Genomic DNA, 15,293 nt, shown 5'->3' with positions numbered 1-15,293 from the left:
GGAACCCCTCACATCCGGAAGACGCCGAACTGGGGGTCCCCCAGGGGCGCGTTGGCACACGCGGTCAGGGCGAGACCCACCACCTGGCGGGTGTCCATCGGGTCGATCACTCCGTCGTCCCACAGCCGGGCCGTCGCGTAGTAGGCGTTGCCCTGCTGCTCGTACTGGGCGCGGATCGGGTCCTTGAACGCCTCCTCGGCCTCGGCCGGCCAGGACTCGCCGCGGGCCTCCGACTGGTCGCGCTTGACCGTGGCGAGGACGGAGGCGGCCTGCTCGCCGCCCATGACGGAGATCTTGGCGTTGGGCCACATCCACAGGAAGCGGGGGCTGTAGGCCCGGCCGCACATCGAGTAGTTCCCGGCGCCGTACGAGCCGCCGACGACGACCGTCAGCTTCGGTACGCGGGTGCAGGCGACGGCCGTGACCATCTTGGCGCCGTGCTTGGCGATGCCGCCCGCCTCGTAGTCGCGGCCGACCATGAAGCCGGAGATGTTCTGGAGGAAGAGGAGCGGGATGCCGCGCTGGTCGCACAGCTCGATGAAGTGGGCGCCCTTCTGGGCGGACTCCGAGAACAGGATGCCGTTGTTGCCGATGATCCCCACCGGGTGGCCGTGGACGCGGGCGAAGCCGGTGACGAGGGTCTGCCCGAACTCGGCCTTGAACTCCGCGAACCGCGACCCGTCCGTGATGCGGGCGATGACCTCGCGCACGTCGTACGGCGTCCGGGAGTCGACCGGCACCGCCCCGTACAGCCCGGCCGGGTCGACCTTCGGCTCCTCGGCGGGCTCCACGGACCAGGGGAGTGGCCCGCGCGCGGGGAGGGTGGCCACGATGTTCCGGACGATCCGCAGCGCGTGCGCGTCGTCCTCCGCGAGATGGTCCGTGACGCCGGACGTCCGGGAGTGGACCTCGCCGCCGCCCAGCTCCTCGGCCGTCACGACCTCGCCGGTCGCCGCCTTCACCAGGGGCGGGCCGCCCAGGAAGATCGTGCCCTGGTTCCGTACGATCACGGCCTCGTCGCTCATGGCCGGCACATACGCCCCGCCGGCCGTGCAGGAGCCGAGCACGGCCGCGATCTGCGGGATGCCGGCACCCGACATCCGGGCCTGGTTGTAGAAGATCCGCCCGAAGTGCTCCCGGTCGGGGAACACCTCGTCCTGCATGGGCAGGAAGGCGCCCCCGGAGTCGACCAGGTACACGCAGGGCAGCCGGTTCTCCAGGGCCACCTCCTGCGCGCGCAGGTGCTTCTTGACGGTCATCGGGTAGTACGTGCCGCCCTTGACCGTCGCGTCGTTGGCGACGACCACCACCTCGCGGCCGCTGACCCGGCCGATCCCGGCGATCACCCCGGCGGCGGGCGCCTGGTCGTCGTACATGCCGTTCGCCGCGAGCGGGGCCAGCTCCAGGAAGGGCGAGCCCGGGTCCAGGAGCGTGTCGACGCGGTCGCGGGGGAGCAGCTTCCCGCGCGCGGTGTGCCGGGCGCGGGCCTTCTCACCGCCGCCGAGCCGGGCCGCGGCGAGCCGGGCCCGCAGGTCGTCGGCGAGCTCCTGGTGTGCCGCCTCGTTGGCCTGCCAGGCCGGGGACGCGGGATCCGCCGCGCTCCCCAGCACAGGTGCCTGCTGCATCGTGTCGAGCCCCCTTGCCCGTACGACAGACGTTAATGACCGTTAACGTATTTCCTTCAGGTTAACGACCGCTAACCGTGTTGTCTAGAATCGATCCCATGAGCACCAGGACCGACGCCCCGACGCGCCGCGAGCAGATCCTCCGGGAGGCCGCGCGTCTCTTCGCCGAGCGCGGCTTCCACGGTGTGGGCGTCGACGAGATAGGCGCGGCGGTCGGTATCAGCGGCCCCGGGCTCTACCGTCACTTCGCCGGCAAGGACGCGATGCTCGCCGAGCTCCTCGTCGGGATCAGCGAGCGTCTCCTCGACGGCGGCCGTCGCCGGGTGGCGGAGTCCGACGGCGACCCGGAGGCGCTGCTCGCCGCGCTCATCGACGGGCACATCGACTTCGCGCTCCACGACCGCTCGCTCATCACTCTGCACGACCGCGAGCTGGACCGCCTCCGGGACAGCGACCGCAAGCTGGTCCGCCAGCTCCAGCGGCAGTACGTCGAGCTGTGGGTCGCCGTCGTCCGCGCGCTGTATCCGGGACAGACCGAGACACAGGCGAGGGCGGCCGTCCACGCCGTGCTCGGACTGCTGAACTCCACACCGCACCTGGGCTCGGCCAGTACGGCCGGCGACCCGGCGTCCCGTCAGGTCACGGAGGTTCTGCTGCGCCGCCTCGCGCACGGCGCGTTCGGCTCCCTGGGGGATCCCCCGGCGGAGTGAGGCCACCGGGTACGCACCCGGGTACGCACCCGGGTACGCACCCGGGTACGCACCCGGGACGGGGACCCGGGACACGCGCCCGGGCACGGCGACACGTCCACGGTGCGGAATCCGTCCGCCGCGCCCGGTGGTGGGCGGCACAATGGGGGAATGCCGATACCCAGCCGCCCCGCACTCGTGGAGCACCTCGTCCGCACACGCATCGCGGGGAATGTCGCCACACCGCGCGACAACAACCTCTCCCACTACCGGAAGCTAGCGAACGGCGACCGCCACTACTGGCTGGGCCTGGAACTCGGCGACCGCTGGACCGACGAGCAGGACGTGCTCGCCGTCATGGCCGAGCGGTGCGGTGTGAGCGACGACCCCGAGCACCGGGCAGGCCAGGACACCATCGACCCCGAGCTGACCGTCGACGCGCTGGACCGGATGGCCGCCCGCCTCCGCAAGGCCGCCGCGGGCAGGGAGCGGGTCCTCTTCGCCACCGGCCACCCCGGCGCGCTCATCGACGTGCACAGCCGGACCGCCGCCGCGCTGCGCGCCGCGGGGTGCGACATCGTGCGCATCCCCGGCGGCCTCACCGCCGACGAGGGGTACGTCGTGCAGTTCGCCGACGTCGCCGTCTTCGAGCGGGGTGCCACCCTCTGGCACACCCACTCGCCGGAGCCGATGAACGCCGTCCTGGACGGACTCCGCGCCCTCGACGAGCCGCTGCCCGACCTGGTCGTCGCCGACCACGGCTGGGCCGGCCGCGCGGGCCAGCGCGGCATCGACGCCGTCGGCTACGCCGACAGCAACGATCCGGCCCTCTTCGTCGCGGAGGCCGAAGGGACCCTCCAGGTCACCGTCCCCCTCGACGACCACGTCATCGACCCGCGCTACTACGAGCCGATGACGGCGTACCTGCTGGACGCGGCCGGCCTGCTCTGAAGCCGCCCGCCACGACCCGGGACCGGGACGGGGGCCGGGGACGTGGCAGGCGTGGCAGGCGTGGCAGGCGTGGGGCGTGGGGCGTCGGGCTCAGCGCGGGACGCGGACCACGCCCTCCTGGATCACCGAGATCGCCAACTGCCCGTCGCGCGTGTAGATACGGGCCTGGCCCAGGCCCCGGCCGCCCGAGGCGGACGGGGACTCCTGGTCGTACAGGAGCCACTCGTCGGCGCGGAACGGGCGGTGGAACCACATCGCGTGGTCCAGGGACGCCCCCACCACGTCGCCGACCGTCCAGCCGCCCCGGCCGTGCGCGAGCAGGACCGAGTCGAGGAGCGTCATGTCGGAGACATACGTGGCCAGGCAGACATGGAGCAGGGGGTCGTCGGCGAGCTTGCCGTTCGTACGGAACCAGACCTGTGAGCGCGGTGCGCGGTGCTCGCCCGTCGTGGCGTACGGGGGCTCGTCCACGTACCGCAGATCGACCGCCGCGCGGGACTCCAGCATGCGGTCGACGATGTCGGGGTGCGCGAACCGGTCCGCGTAGCGGGGGAGTACCTCCTGCGCGGTCGGGAGGGTCTCCGGGTCGGGCGCGGGCGGCATGTCGGCCTGGTGCTCCAGGCCCTCCTCGTACGTCTGGAACGACGCCGACAGATGGAAGATCGGCTTGCCGTGCTGGACCGCCACCACCCGCCGGGTGGTGAAGGACCGGCCGTCGCGGATGCGGTCGACCGTGTAGACGATCGGCGCGCCCGGGTCGCCCATGCGCAGGAAGTACGCGTGGAGGGAGTGCGCGGTGCGGTCCTCCGGCACGGTGCGGCCGGCCGCGACCAGTGCCTGGGCCGCGACCTGCCCGCCGAAGACCCGGGGGACGATCGCCGAACGCGACCGGCCCCGGAAGATGTTCTCCTCGACCCGCTCCAGGTCGAGCAGGTCGAGGAGATCGTCGAGTGCTTCGCTCACCTGTGCTTACAGGCCCATCGACTTGGCGATGATGGACTTCATGACCTCGCTCGTGCCGCCGTAGATGCGGTTGACGCGGTTGTCCGCGTACAGACGGGCGATCGGGTACTCGTTCATGTAGCCGTAGCCGCCGTGCAGCTGGAGGCAGCGGTCGATGACGCGGTGCGCGACCTCGGTGCAGAACAGCTTGGCGGACGCGGCCTCGGCGGCCGTCAGCTCGCCGGCGTCCAGGGCCTCGAGGGCGCGGTCGGCGACGGCCTCGGCGGCGTCCACCTCGGCCTGGCAGGCGGCCAGCTCGAACTTGGTGTTCTGGAAGGACGCGACCGACTTGCCGAAGACGGTGCGCTCCTGCACGTACTGCTGCGCGAACCGGACGGCGGCCTTGGCCTGCGCGTACGCGCCGAACGCGATGCCCCAGCGCTCGGAGGGCAGGTTCTGGCCGAGGTAGTAGAAGCCCTTGTTCTCCTCGCCGAGCAGGTCCTCGACGGGGACCTTGACGTCGACGAAGGCCAGCTCGGCGGTGTCGGAGGTGCGCAGGCCGAGCTTGTCCAGCTTGCGGCCGACCGAGTAGCCCTCGGACTTGGTGTCCACGGCGAACAGCGAGATGCCGAAGCGGCGGTCGTCCTCGCGCGGCGCGGCGGTGCGGGCGCAGACGATGACACGGTCGGCGTGGACGCCGCCGGTGATGAAGGTCTTGGCGCCGTTCAGGACGTAGTGCGTGCCGTCCTCGCTCAGCTTGGCGGTGGTCTTCATGCCCGCGACGTCGGAGCCGGTGCCCGGCTCTGTCATCGCCAGCGCCCACATCTCCTCGCCGGTGACGAACTTCGGCAGGTACCGCTTGCTCTGCTCGTCGGTGGCGAGCATCTTGATGTACGGCAGGGCGAGCAGCACGTGCACGCCGGAGCCGCCGAAGTTGACGCCCGCGCGCGAGGTCTCCTCGTACAGCACGGCCTCGAACTTGTGGGTGTCCAGGCCCGCGCCGCCGAACTCCTCGGGGACGTTGATCCCGAAGATGCCCAGCTCGCCGAGCTTGTAGTAGAAGTCGCGCGGCGCCTGGCCTGCGGCGAACCACTCGTCGTAGACGGGGACGACCTCGGTCTCGACGAAGGCGCGGATGGTCTCCCGGAACGCCTCGTGGTCCTCGTTGAATACGGTACGGCGCACGGGAACGCCCCTTCCGGCTGCTGGGTACGGATGAAACGAGTGGCTAAGCGCTTGCTCAGAGGTAAGTTACCGGGCAGTTGCGCGGGATGTCCAGAGTCGTTCAGCTCACAACGACCGGCTCGAAGCCGCCCCGGCGAGCCGGCCCGGCGGCCGGGGACGCCGTCGCGGCCTCAGACCCACCGCAGCGCGAACCACAGCTCCATGCGCGTCTCCGCGTCCTCCAGGTCCGCGTCCAGCAGCGCCGCGCAGCGGGCGACGCGCTGGCGGACGGTGTTGCGGTGCACGCCCAGCGCGCCGGCCGTACGGTCCCAGCTGCCGTGCAGGGAGAGCCAGACCCGCAGGGTCTCCACCAGGGCGGGCGTCCCGGTGAGCGGGCCCAGCAGGGTGCGGGCGTGCGCGGCGGCCTCGTCCGGGTCCACCAGTGCGCCGAAGCCGCCCGTGCGGTGCCGGGCCACACCGGTGTGCGTGGCCTCCGCGCGGCGCAGGGCACGGGCGGCCTGGGTGTCGGCCGCCGCCAGGTCCTCGGGGGCGGCCGGGGCGCTCACCCCGAGCGTCCACCCCGGGTACGCGGTGACCTCCCGGCCGGCCGGCAGCAGGACGCGTACCGTCCCCCCGTCGCGCGGCGCGTCCACCAGGGGGCTGCCCAGCGCCGGGGGCGGGGCCTGCGGATCGGCGCCCCGCGCGTGCACCACCGTCCACGGCGCCTCGCCCAGCAGCGGTGCCACGTCCGCGGGGCCCGCGCCCAGCAGCAGCCGGACCAGGGCCGTCGACCGCGCGGCCTCGTCGGCGCCCTGGTGCGGCGCGGTCAGCAGGGACAGCAGCACCATCGCGGTCTCGGCGATCCGCTGGTCGGCCTCTTCGTGCCGCGCCAGGGCCAGGCCGAGCGTCAGGCCCTCCCGCCCGGTGCCCAGGCTGTACGCCACGAGGCGCACCCCGCCGGGCCCGCCCGCGCTGTCCGCCGCCGCCGAAGGCCGCCGCGCCGCCCCGGCCACGACACCGACCAGCCGGTCCAGCGCGGCGCCCTCCTCCGGGGTGAGGCCCCGGCCGGCGGCCGCGTACTCGGCGCCGTCCGGCGCGTACAGCGCTGCCCGGCCGCCCAGCCGCCCGGCCAGCACCCGCAGCACAGCCGGTACGGGGTCCGGGCGCGCGGCCGCCGTGGCCAGCGCCCGCTGCGCGTCCGTCACCCGGCGCAGCTCATGGTGGCGGGCGTCCACCATCAGCCGCCACACCGCGCGGGCCACCGCCGTGAACGTCGTCCCCGGCGGCACCTCCAGCAGCGGCAGCCCGTGCCGTGCGCACGCCGCGACGAGGGCGTCCGGCACCGTGTCGTACACCGGCGTCACCCCGAAGCCGAGCGCCGCCGCACCCGCCTCCACGACCCGTACGACGAACCGCTCCGGATCGGCCAGCTGCACGCCCGCCGTCAGCAGCAGCTCCCCGCCCAGCAGATACGGATACGGATCGGCCATCTCCGACGTGTGCACCCAGTGCAGCTCGGTCGCCGGGTCGCCCGCGACCAGTCGCAGCCCCAGCTCCCGGCGGGCCAGCAGCGCGGCCAGCCGGACCGGCGGCGCGAACGGTACCAGCGGCTCCGGTGCGGACCCCATGGACGTTTCCTCCACTCCGTGACGCGTCGATGGAGGAAACGTACACTTCAGTGCGTCCGGTCGCGCCCGTACCGTCGTCTCATAGACGGCGAAAGCTCGGAAAAGCGCGCAGGGAGAAGGCACCCGACATGAGCAACAGCAGCAACCCCGGCACCGGCACGCCCCGCGGCCCCATCGACTCCTCCCGCGTCCCGCGTTACGCCGGTCCCGCGACGTTCGCCCGGCTGCCGCGCCTCGACGAGGTCGGCACCGCGGATGTCGCCGTGGTCGGCGTGCCCTTCGACTCGGGTGTCTCCTACCGCCCCGGCGCCCGCTTCGGCGGCAACGCGATCCGCGAGGCGTCCCGCCTCCTGCGCCCGTACAACCCGGCGCAGGACGCGTCGCCGTTCGCCCTCGCGCAGGTCGCCGACGGCGGTGACATCGCCGTCAACCCGTTCAACATCAACGAGGCCGTCGAGACCGTGGAGGCCGCCGCCGACGACCTCCTCGGCACCGGCGCCCGCCTGATGACCCTCGGCGGCGACCACACCATCGCCCTCCCCCTGCTCCGCTCGGTCGCGAAGAAGCACGGCCCGGTGGCCCTGCTCCACTTCGACGCCCACCTCGACACGTGGGACACCTACTTCGGCGCCGAGTACACCCACGGCACCCCGTTCCGGCGGGCCGTCGAGGAGGGCATCCTCGACACCGAGGCGCTCTCCCACGTCGGTACGCGCGGCCCGCTGTACGGCAAGCAGGACCTGACGGACGACGAGAAGATGGGCTTCGGCATCGTCACGTCGGCCGACGTCTACCGCCGCGGCGCGGACGAGGTGGCGGACCAGCTCCGCCAGCGCATCGGCGACCGCCCGCTGTACATCTCCATCGACATCGACTGCCTCGACCCGGCCCACGCCCCCGGCACCGGCACCCCCGAGGCGGGCGGCATGACCTCCCGCGAGCTGCTGGAGATCCTCCGCGGCCTCGCCTCCTGCAACCTGGTCTCCGCCGATGTCGTCGAGGTCGCCCCGGCGTACGACCACGCCGAGATCACGTCGGTCGCCGCGTCCCACACGGCGTACGAGCTGACCACGATCATGTCCCGCCAGATCGCCGCGGCCCGCTCCGGCGGCGCCCGGTAACCTCCGCGGCGAGGGCGTCGGCGACGGCGCCGTCACCGGGCCGTAGGGCCGTACGGGCCGTACGGGCCCGCACGGCCCGGCGCCGTCACCGGGCCGTCCGTACGGCCCGGCCCGCCCCATCCCGTACGGAGCCCGGAGACCATGACCCACGATCACGACCTGGTGCTGCGGCCCACCGCCGCGCAGACCGAGGCCGCCCTCAACCCCCCGCCGGGGCGGATCGGTGGTGACCTCGTCCTGGAGACCCTGCGCGGCCTCGGCGCCACCACGGTCTTCGGACTGCCCGGCCAGCACGCCCTCGGCGTGTTCGACGCGCTGCGCCGCTCCGACCTGCGGTACGTGGGGCTGCGCGTCGAGAACAACGCGGGCTTCGCCGCCGACGCGTACGGGCGGATCACCGGCGAGGCGGCGCCGCTGCTGCTGTCCGCCGGGCCCGGCGCCCTCACCGCGCTGCCCGCCCTCCAGGAGGCCGCGGCGGCCTGCGCTCCCGTCCTGGCGATCGGCGCACAGGTGCCGGTGCGCGGCCTCGGCGGCGGCCGCCACGGCTACCTGCACGAACTGCGCGACCAGCAGGCGTCGTTCCGCGACATCGTGAAGTCCGTCCACCAGGCCCGCACGGCCTCCCAGATCCCGTCGGCGATCGCCGCGGCGTGGGAGTCCGCGCTCACGGCGCCGCACGGCCCTGTGTGGGTGGAGATTCCGGCGGACGTCCTGTCAGCCCCCACCGGCCTGCCGGTGGTCACCCCGCCGGACGCCACCCCGCACGAACTGCCGCCCCGCCCCGAACTGACGGCGGTGGCCGCGCACCTGCTCACCCACGCCGAGCGCCCGGCGATCGTCGCGGGCGGCGGAGTCGTACGGTCGGACGCCTCCGGCAAGCTCCGGGCGCTGGCGGAGAAGCTGGACGCGCCGGTGGTCACCACCTTCGGCGGCAAGGGCGCGTTCCCCTGGGAGCACCCGCTGTCACTCCAGTCGTGGCTGGAGGACCGGCACACCACGGACTTCCTGGCGGACGCGGACGTCCTGCTGGTGGTCGGCTCGGGCCTGGGCGAACTCTCCTCGAACTACCACACGTTCGCGCCGCGCGGCCGTGTGATCCAGATCGAGGCGGACCTGGGCAAGCTGGAGTCCAACCACCCGGCGCTGGGCATCCACGCGGACGCCCGTCTGGGGCTGCAGGCGCTGTTGGAGACGGTCGGGGAGCGCCGGGACCCGGCGGGGCGGGAGCGGGTGCGCGAGGTCCTGGCGAAGGTCGGGGCCCGCCTGGACGCCCAGGACCTCACCCTGGAACGCCAGGTGCTGGAGGCGGTGCGGGCCGCCCTCCCGGACGACGTCCCCAGCTTCTGGGACATGACGATCCTGGCCTACTGGGCGTGGTCGGCGTTCGACGCCCGCCGCCCCAACACCATGCACTCGGCGCAGGGCGCGGGCGGCCTCGGCTACGCGTACCCGGCGGCGCTGGGCGCGGCGGTGGCGGACCCGGGCCGCCCGGTGCTGGCGGTCTCGGGCGACGGCGGCGCCCTGTACTCGATCGCCGAACTCGCCACCGCCCGCCAGCACGACCTGCCGGTCACCTGGCTGATCGTCGACGACGGCGGCTACGGCATTCTCCGCGAGTACATGACGGACACCTTCGGCCAGGCCACGGGTACGGAGCTGACGCGTCCGGACTACGTGGCGCTGGCCGAGTCGTTCGGCGTGCCGGCGGTCCGTACGACCCCGGAGGCCCTGGGCGCGGACCTGGCCGAGGCGCTGGCGGACCCCGGCCCGTCGGTCGTGGTCCTCCCGGCGGCATTGCGCATGTTCGCGCCCACGCACCCGACCGGGGACCGACCGGCTACCAGATCGCCTCGACCCACTCCGGGTGGTCGATGAACGGGTTCCGGTTGTGCTGGTAGGCGGAGTGGATGACCTCGTTGCGCCGCCGCTCGAAGGCGTCCGGCGGGTCCTGCTCGTTCCACTGCTTCAGGACGGACAGGCGGCCGTGGTACGGGGCGCTGCCGTTGCTGACGTGGTTGTTCGGCTCCAGGTCCGGCCAGCCGTCGGTGCCCTCGTAACGCACCGCCATGTAGAGGATCATGCGGGCGACATCGCCCTTGACGGCGTCGCGGGGCTCGAAGGAGTCGGAGTCGGTGTAGTTGCCGGGCGCTCCGCTCACCGAGCTGCCGCCCCGGTCGAAGTCCTTGTTGCCGCGGATGCTGTTGATCTGTACGTCCGTGGGGCGCAGGTGGTGGAGGTCGGTGCCGGGCCCGGTGGCGGTGCCGAAGCCGCCGTGGGACTTGGCCCACACGTGCTCCCGGTTCCAGTCGCCGACGTCGCCCCCGCTGAGGGACTTGCTGCGGGACTTGCCGCTGTAGAGGAGGATCACGTTGCCGCTGTCGGCGGGGTCCTGGTCGGTGTTCTTGAGAGCGGTCCAGACGGCCGAGTAGGAGATCTTGGTCTGGTCGCTGATGATCGTGTGCAGCGCGGACTTGAGGGCGGTACCGGACTTGCCGATCGCGCCCTCGTAGTAGGAGTCGTCGTACGCGGTGGTGGCGCCGGCGGCGGTGCCGGACTCGGCGGTGGCGACGCCGGCGGTGGCCGTCTCCGTGACACCGGCCTGCGCCGCCGTGGCGCCCGGCACGGTGACGCCGACGAGGAGCGCGGCGGCGGCGACGGGCAGCTTCCAGCGGCGTATGGAACGGGGGAGCGGGGAAGACATGGCGGATTCCTTTCCCGAGGTGGGGACACGGGGGAACGAACGCTCGTGCGATCTACGCGAGTTGACAGATGCGGCAGGGGTGAGCGTGGCACGTTTCACGTCACCGTGGCGTGAACAGAAGGGGTCGGTCTCGTGTCATTGTCATGGACGTGGCGAATTGGCTCAATCCGCCCGGCGCGCCGCTCGGTTCGGGCGGCCGCTGGTCAGGTCGTGCTGTCGCTCATGACGCACCGGGGTCCACCCCGTACCGGCCGGGCCGCCGGCTCCCAGGAGCCCGCACCCTGGTCCTCTGGGACCGGGCACCCCGGGGCCCGCCCCGCCGACGCGCGTACCGCCCGCGCGCCCCTGCCCGAGTGGCTGAAGCACCGCGATGTGGCCGTCGTGGTCGACCTGTGGGTGAGCCGGTCCTGGCCGCGTCGGTGCCGGCGTTCCGCACCACCGACGCCGCTGCGGCGTGCGCGGCGGCCTGCCCCGGCGCTAAGCGCCTGACCTACGGCCCCACCGGCCGCACCACATCACCGGAGCCGCCCAGCGCCGTATCGCGCGATGGATCGACGGGGCGTCGCCGACGACGTCCGTCCCACTCTCGGCGGACGACCCGGCGGACGGTCCCGACGCCCAGGGCGGACGACCCGGCGGACGCCGCGCCGGACGACCCCGGATAGCCCGTCTCAGCGGCGGAGCAGGTGACAGACGAGGTTCTCCTGGACCTGGCGCAGCCGTGCCAGGAGTTCCGGCTTGCCGGCCTGGGGGACCTGGGTCGTGATGGAGAGCGTCACGGATTTCCGGCCGTCGGGCGTCGCGGCGGCGAACTGGGTGTAGCCCGCGATGTTGCCCGTGTGGCCGTAGATCACGCCGCACCGTGTGCTGTACCGGAACAGCGCCAGGCCGGCGTCGTTGCGACCGGGCCCGGGGGGCCCGGAGGCGCCCTCCACCCAGTTCGTCTGCTGTTCGCGGGTCGCCTTCGAGACGAGCGAGCCGCCCGCGTACGCGCGCATGAACCGGTTGAGGTCGTTCGGGGTGGAGAACATCCCGCCCGAGGCCCATACCGACGACATGTTGAAGAGGGTGCTGACGTCCTCCGGGGGCCGACCCGGCGCATAGCCGTGCAGATAGGGCCTGGGCAGCAGGTACCCCCGCGGCATGCCGGTGTCGCGCAGACCGAGCGGCCGCAGGACGAGCCGGTGGAGCAGCTCCTCGTACGGACGGCCCGATACCGCCTCCGCCATGAGCGCCACCGCGATGTTGTCGGAGTTGGAGTACCGGTACCGCGAGCCCGGCGCGAAGTTCAGGGGTTCGTCCGCGACGAAGTCCAGCAGCCGGCGCGAGTCGAACCGGCGGCGCGGATCGGCCTGCAGCAGCGCCAGGAACTCCGGGCTCTCGCTGAAGTCCGGCAGGCCGCTGGTGTGCTGGAGCAGCTGGCGGAGCGTCACCTTGTGCCAGGCCGCAGGCAGGCGGGGCAGCAGTTCGCCGATCGTGTCGTCGAGCCGCAGCTCCCCATGGTCCACGAGCTGCAGTGCGACGGCCCCGCTGAACGCCTTGGAGACGCTGGCCAGGCGCATGTGGTCGTCGGGCCGGGGCGGCCGCCCCGACTCGAGGTCCGCCGCACCGGCCCGGTAGACCCTCACGTCCCCGCCCCGCTGCAACACGGCGATGGCCCCGGGCGGCCCGTCGGGCAGGCCCACCAGTTCCCGCAGGGCCCGACGCGGGCCGTGCTCCTCCCCTCCGCCCGCGGGCCGCCCGTCGGCCCGCGCCGGTCCCGCGACCAGTCCGATCGCACACGCCCCGGCCGCGACGAGGGCGGCGCCCGGCCGCAGCCGGGAGCGGAAGGGGCGACCGCGGTCGTCGAACGCTGCACGCATGCCGGCGTACCTCCAGGATGTGGCGCACCCGGCCCCTGCCAGGTCACTCCCGCCCAGCATCCGGCCGCCGCGACAGCGGCGCCCCGCCCACTAGCCCACTTGGCCGCCCCGCCACCGGCCCCTGAGCGAGTCCGAGCCGGGCCGGGCGACCGTGCGCGGCGTACGCCGTTGTCGCGGGCTCCGGTGGAGCTGGGCCCGAAGGCCCGTCCGGCGCTCTATTACCCGCTGCCGGGTGATCCGTCCGACCTGTCCGGATGGAAGGACTTCGAGCTGCTGATGAGGCATCTGAAGGGCGCTCAGCCGCACTGATTGTGCGTCATACCCGGTCCGACACTGGCTGATTGCGGATTGCACTCGCGATACCCGGGTTGTTAGAGATGGGGGAGAATGCGAACACCAGACCGAGGGGGAGCCTGATGAAGTTCGACATGGGGGCGCAGGTTCTGGCGTCACTGATGAAGCAGTCAAATCTGTCCACCAACGATCTCGGACTGCTGATCCGTCAGCTCATCCAGGCGGCACAGCCGCTGGAGGGCAGGTTCAACGGCGCGGGCAAGGCGGCGTTCGACCTGTTCAAGTCGCGTTCCGACGAGATCACGGCCGAGTTGAACGCTTCGCTCCGGGCGATCCTGGGCGGCCAGGCCGGGATGGAGACGGCATTCGGCTCCGGTGACCAGGAGCAGGGCGAGAACGCGCGGACGCAGATGTCGGCGGCGAACTTCGACGCTGCGCGCTTCTCGGGCCGTAGCTGACCGTCGTACCTCAGCACGCGTATCTCACGGGGAGTGGATTTCTTATGGCAGCCAACAGTGACCGCCGTTCGTACGACCTGGGCGCCTCCAGCGAGGTGCAGGCCAATATCAAGGCTGTGATCGCCCGTCTTGAGCAGGTGATCACGGATCGTGACGCCCAGGTGAAGGCCGCGATGAAGGACTTCCAGGCCGATGGGGTGGCGGACGAGTACCACGGCAAGGAACTGCGCTGGAACAAGGCCTCGCAGGAGGTCAGGGCCATCGTTCAGCTGCTGAGGACGACGCTGGAGAAGAACGACGCGACCGCCCAGCAGACGCTCGCCCGGGCGAAGGCCGCCGTCGACAACATCGGCTGACGGTACGGCCGGGCGCAGGCAGCGGGATCGAGCACACGGGGGAACGGGGGGACGTTTCATGACGTCGTGGGACATCAAGCCGCAGGGCGTCCAGGGCCAGTTGCGGGCCACCGGCGCCAGGGCCGGGGACCTGGAGAAGGCCCTGACGGCGATGATCGACGATATGCGGGCGGCGGGTGAGGCCGCCGGCACGGCAGTGCCCGGCTCGGCGGCAGAGACCCATACACCTGGGCCGTGGGCGTCGGGGCCTTCGCTGACGCGCAAGGCCACAGGCCCGGTCGCCGCCGCACTCGCCGAGTACCTCCAGGAGCGCGGTAAGGACTTCACCTCGATGGCGGACCGGATCCAGGCCGCTGTGCTGGGTGCCGCCAAAGCCACGAACGCGTACGTCGAGGGCGACCTCGCCACGGCCCGGGAAGCCCAGAGCGCGGCTCGTTCCGTACGGCTGGACCTGCTCAAGGACGCCGGGGGGAAGAAGTGAGCGACAACCAGCCGGTGAATCCGGCCGAGATACCCGTCTTCACCGGCGACGAGGCAGCGCTCGACGCGAAGGTGAAGGCGATCAGCGGCCACGGGGTGAAGGTCGCCGCAGCGGCCGGTGACGTCCACACCACCTTCGGCGGACTGCGGGCCTTCTACCAGGCGCCCGAGGCCGACCAGCTGTTCGCCACGACCAGACCGGTCGCGGACAAGGCCCTGACGCTCAGCTCCGACATGTGCGTCATCGCCGGAGCCCTCGGTACGTACGCCAACGACATCCGCCCCCTGGCCCAGGAACTGGACAGGCTCAAAAGGGAGGCGGAGACGTTCCGGTCCCGGATCGCGGGCGACGACGAGTGGCGCGAGGACGGCGACCTCATCGACGAGAACAGGGCACGCCGCGACCAAATCGCCGAGCTCTGGACACAGTTCCAGGAAGCCGAGCGCGCCTGCCACTCCAAGATCGTCGCACTGGTCGGCGGCACACCACTGAAAGTCAACGACGGCTCCAACGCCAAGGACATGTACGGCTACGACGCCGAGGCCCTCAAACAGGCCGAGAGCCTTCCCTGGGGCGACGTCGTCGACGAGTCCATCCCCGGCTGGCAGTTCTGGGAACACGGCTGGGAGTTCGGCAAAGGCGTCGTCGTCGACGGTGTATGGGGCACCCTCGTGGGCCTGGGAACCCTGGCCGGCTTCAAAGGCGGCGACGCGGCGGGAGAGGCATGGAGCGGCCTGGCCGCCCTCGGCACGGGCCTGGGCCTGTCCATGCTCCCGGCCACCCGCAAGTACCTCTGGGACACGCCACCGGACCAGCTGCCTGCAGAGTTCCGCAAAGCCCGTACCGCCGTGCAAGAAACGGGTAAGGCGTTCCTGGCGTGGGACAAGTGGGAGTCCAACCCCTCCAGGGCCGCGGGCGAAGTCACCTTCAACGTCCTGACCACCGTCTTCACCGGCGGCGCCGGCGGTGCGGCAGCGGGCGCGGGCAAGGCGGGAGCGGTGGCCAAGGCGCTCTCCGTCGC

14 protein-coding genes and 1 pseudogene are annotated in these 15,293 nt (G+C 72.5%); 9 read left to right on the top strand and 6 right to left on the bottom strand.

Annotated features, from left to right (window positions below):
- Nucleotides 1–8: 8 nt before the first annotated feature.
- Nucleotides 9–1,625 (bottom strand): carboxyl transferase domain-containing protein, encoded by a 1,617-nt coding sequence (locus FVS66_RS15675; RefSeq protein ID WP_149181807.1) that lies wholly within the window; start codon nucleotides 1,623–1,625, stop codon nucleotides 9–11.
- 98 nt (nucleotides 1,626–1,723) lie between these two features.
- On the opposite strand from FVS66_RS15675, the gene FVS66_RS15670 reads away from it, so the two are divergent.
- Both FVS66_RS15670 and FVS66_RS15665 read left to right on the top strand, forming a co-directional pair.
- Nucleotides 1,724–2,335, top strand: coding sequence for a TetR/AcrR family transcriptional regulator (locus FVS66_RS15670; protein ID WP_149181806.1), 612 nt, complete (start codon nucleotides 1,724–1,726; stop codon nucleotides 2,333–2,335).
- Between the two features lie 150 nt (nucleotides 2,336–2,485).
- Nucleotides 2,486–3,265: a phosphatase gene (locus tag FVS66_RS15665; protein ID WP_149181805.1), complete on the top strand. Its 780-nt coding sequence runs from the start codon at nucleotides 2,486–2,488 to the stop codon at nucleotides 3,263–3,265.
- Nucleotides 3,266–3,355: 90 nt separating this feature from the next.
- On the opposite strand, the gene tesB is transcribed toward FVS66_RS15665, so the two are convergent.
- The 3 genes from tesB to FVS66_RS15650 all read right to left on the bottom strand — a co-directional run bounded on the left by tesB (nucleotide 3,356) and on the right by FVS66_RS15650 (nucleotide 6,999).
- Entirely contained in the window at nucleotides 3,356–4,228 is an 873-nt protein-coding gene (gene tesB, locus FVS66_RS15660; protein ID WP_149181804.1) for an acyl-CoA thioesterase II, read from the bottom strand.
- A 6-nt stretch (nucleotides 4,229–4,234) separates the two neighbouring features.
- The gene (locus FVS66_RS15655; protein ID WP_149181803.1) at nucleotides 4,235–5,392 is read right to left on the bottom strand and encodes an acyl-CoA dehydrogenase family protein; all 1,158 of its coding nucleotides are present in this window, start codon (nucleotides 5,390–5,392) and stop codon (nucleotides 4,235–4,237) included.
- A 170-nt stretch (nucleotides 5,393–5,562) separates the two neighbouring features.
- Complete coding sequence (locus tag FVS66_RS15650; RefSeq protein ID WP_149181802.1) at nucleotides 5,563–6,999, bottom strand: PucR family transcriptional regulator; 1,437 nt, start codon at nucleotides 6,997–6,999, stop codon at nucleotides 5,563–5,565.
- A 128-nt stretch (nucleotides 7,000–7,127) separates the two neighbouring features.
- On the opposite strand from FVS66_RS15650, the gene speB reads away from it, so the two are divergent.
- A complete protein-coding gene (gene speB / locus FVS66_RS15645) occupies nucleotides 7,128–8,120 on the top strand; it encodes an agmatinase (protein ID WP_149181801.1) in 993 nt (330 codons plus the stop codon).
- Nucleotides 8,121–8,261: 141 nt separating this feature from the next.
- Nucleotides 8,262–9,995, top strand: coding sequence for a thiamine pyrophosphate-binding protein (locus FVS66_RS15640; protein ID WP_149181800.1), 1,734 nt, complete (start codon nucleotides 8,262–8,264; stop codon nucleotides 9,993–9,995).
- Here the strand turns inward: FVS66_RS15640 and FVS66_RS15635 are convergent.
- The gene (locus tag FVS66_RS15635) at nucleotides 9,958–10,821 is read right to left on the bottom strand and encodes an endonuclease I family protein (RefSeq protein WP_149181799.1); all 864 of its coding nucleotides are present in this window, start codon (nucleotides 10,819–10,821) and stop codon (nucleotides 9,958–9,960) included. The genes FVS66_RS15640 and FVS66_RS15635 overlap by 38 nt on opposite strands.
- Before the next feature lie 671 nt (nucleotides 10,822–11,492).
- Nucleotides 11,493–12,596: a serine hydrolase domain-containing protein gene (locus FVS66_RS15630; RefSeq protein ID WP_399225633.1), complete on the bottom strand. Its 1,104-nt coding sequence runs from the start codon at nucleotides 12,594–12,596 to the stop codon at nucleotides 11,493–11,495.
- On the opposite strand from FVS66_RS15630, the gene FVS66_RS35990 reads away from it, so the two are divergent.
- The 5 genes and pseudogenes from FVS66_RS35990 to FVS66_RS15605 form a co-directional block, all read left to right on the top strand.
- Nucleotides 12,534–12,992 carry a DUF6177 family protein gene (locus FVS66_RS35990; protein WP_262387014.1) on the top strand — a complete coding sequence of 153 codons (459 nt, stop codon included), beginning with the start codon at nucleotides 12,534–12,536 and terminating at the stop codon, nucleotides 12,990–12,992. The two genes, FVS66_RS15630 and FVS66_RS35990, sit on opposite strands and share 63 nt — an antisense overlap.
- A 107-nt stretch (nucleotides 12,993–13,099) precedes the next feature.
- The gene (locus tag FVS66_RS15620; RefSeq protein ID WP_149180239.1) at nucleotides 13,100–13,435 is read left to right on the top strand and encodes a hypothetical protein; all 336 of its coding nucleotides are present in this window, start codon (nucleotides 13,100–13,102) and stop codon (nucleotides 13,433–13,435) included.
- 44 nt (nucleotides 13,436–13,479) lie between these two features.
- Nucleotides 13,480–13,791 (top strand): pore-forming ESAT-6 family protein, encoded by a 312-nt coding sequence (locus FVS66_RS15615; RefSeq protein WP_149180238.1) that lies wholly within the window; start codon nucleotides 13,480–13,482, stop codon nucleotides 13,789–13,791.
- A 58-nt stretch (nucleotides 13,792–13,849) separates the two neighbouring features.
- Nucleotides 13,850–14,272 (top strand): DUF6507 family protein, encoded by a 423-nt coding sequence (locus FVS66_RS15610; RefSeq protein WP_149180237.1) that lies wholly within the window; start codon nucleotides 13,850–13,852, stop codon nucleotides 14,270–14,272.
- A pseudogene (locus FVS66_RS15605) lies at nucleotides 14,269–15,293 on the top strand (hypothetical protein); the annotation flags it as partial. The gene FVS66_RS15610 and the pseudogene FVS66_RS15605, both read left to right, overlap by 4 nt.

This window comes from Streptomyces sp. TRM49041, assembly GCF_008271805.1.
In the GTDB taxonomy this organism is placed as follows: domain Bacteria; phylum Actinomycetota; class Actinomycetes; order Streptomycetales; family Streptomycetaceae; genus Streptomyces.
The sequence above is the reverse complement of the archived record's forward strand: the minus strand, read 5'-3'. Positions and strand labels throughout refer to the sequence as shown.

Excerpts from the sequence above, each read along its gene's own strand:
- FVS66_RS15650 (WP_149181802.1), bottom strand. The coding sequence starts at position 6,999 with ATGGGGTCCGCACCGGAGCCGCTGGTACCGTTCGCGCCGCCGGTCCGG.
- FVS66_RS15670 (WP_149181806.1), top strand. The coding sequence starts at position 1,724 with ATGAGCACCAGGACCGACGCCCCGACGCGCCGCGAGCAGATCCTCCGG.
- FVS66_RS15610 (WP_149180237.1), top strand. The coding sequence starts at position 13,850 with ATGACGTCGTGGGACATCAAGCCGCAGGGCGTCCAGGGCCAGTTGCGG.
- FVS66_RS15640 (WP_149181800.1), top strand. The coding sequence starts at position 8,262 with ATGACCCACGATCACGACCTGGTGCTGCGGCCCACCGCCGCGCAGACC.
- FVS66_RS15665 (WP_149181805.1), top strand. The coding sequence starts at position 2,486 with ATGCCGATACCCAGCCGCCCCGCACTCGTGGAGCACCTCGTCCGCACA.
- speB (WP_149181801.1), top strand. The coding sequence starts at position 7,128 with ATGAGCAACAGCAGCAACCCCGGCACCGGCACGCCCCGCGGCCCCATC.
- FVS66_RS15620 (WP_149180239.1), top strand. The coding sequence starts at position 13,100 with ATGAAGTTCGACATGGGGGCGCAGGTTCTGGCGTCACTGATGAAGCAG.
- FVS66_RS15635 (WP_149181799.1), bottom strand. The coding sequence starts at position 10,821 with ATGTCTTCCCCGCTCCCCCGTTCCATACGCCGCTGGAAGCTGCCCGTC.
- FVS66_RS15615 (WP_149180238.1), top strand. The coding sequence starts at position 13,480 with ATGGCAGCCAACAGTGACCGCCGTTCGTACGACCTGGGCGCCTCCAGC.
- FVS66_RS15675 (WP_149181807.1), bottom strand. The coding sequence starts at position 1,625 with ATGCAGCAGGCACCTGTGCTGGGGAGCGCGGCGGATCCCGCGTCCCCG.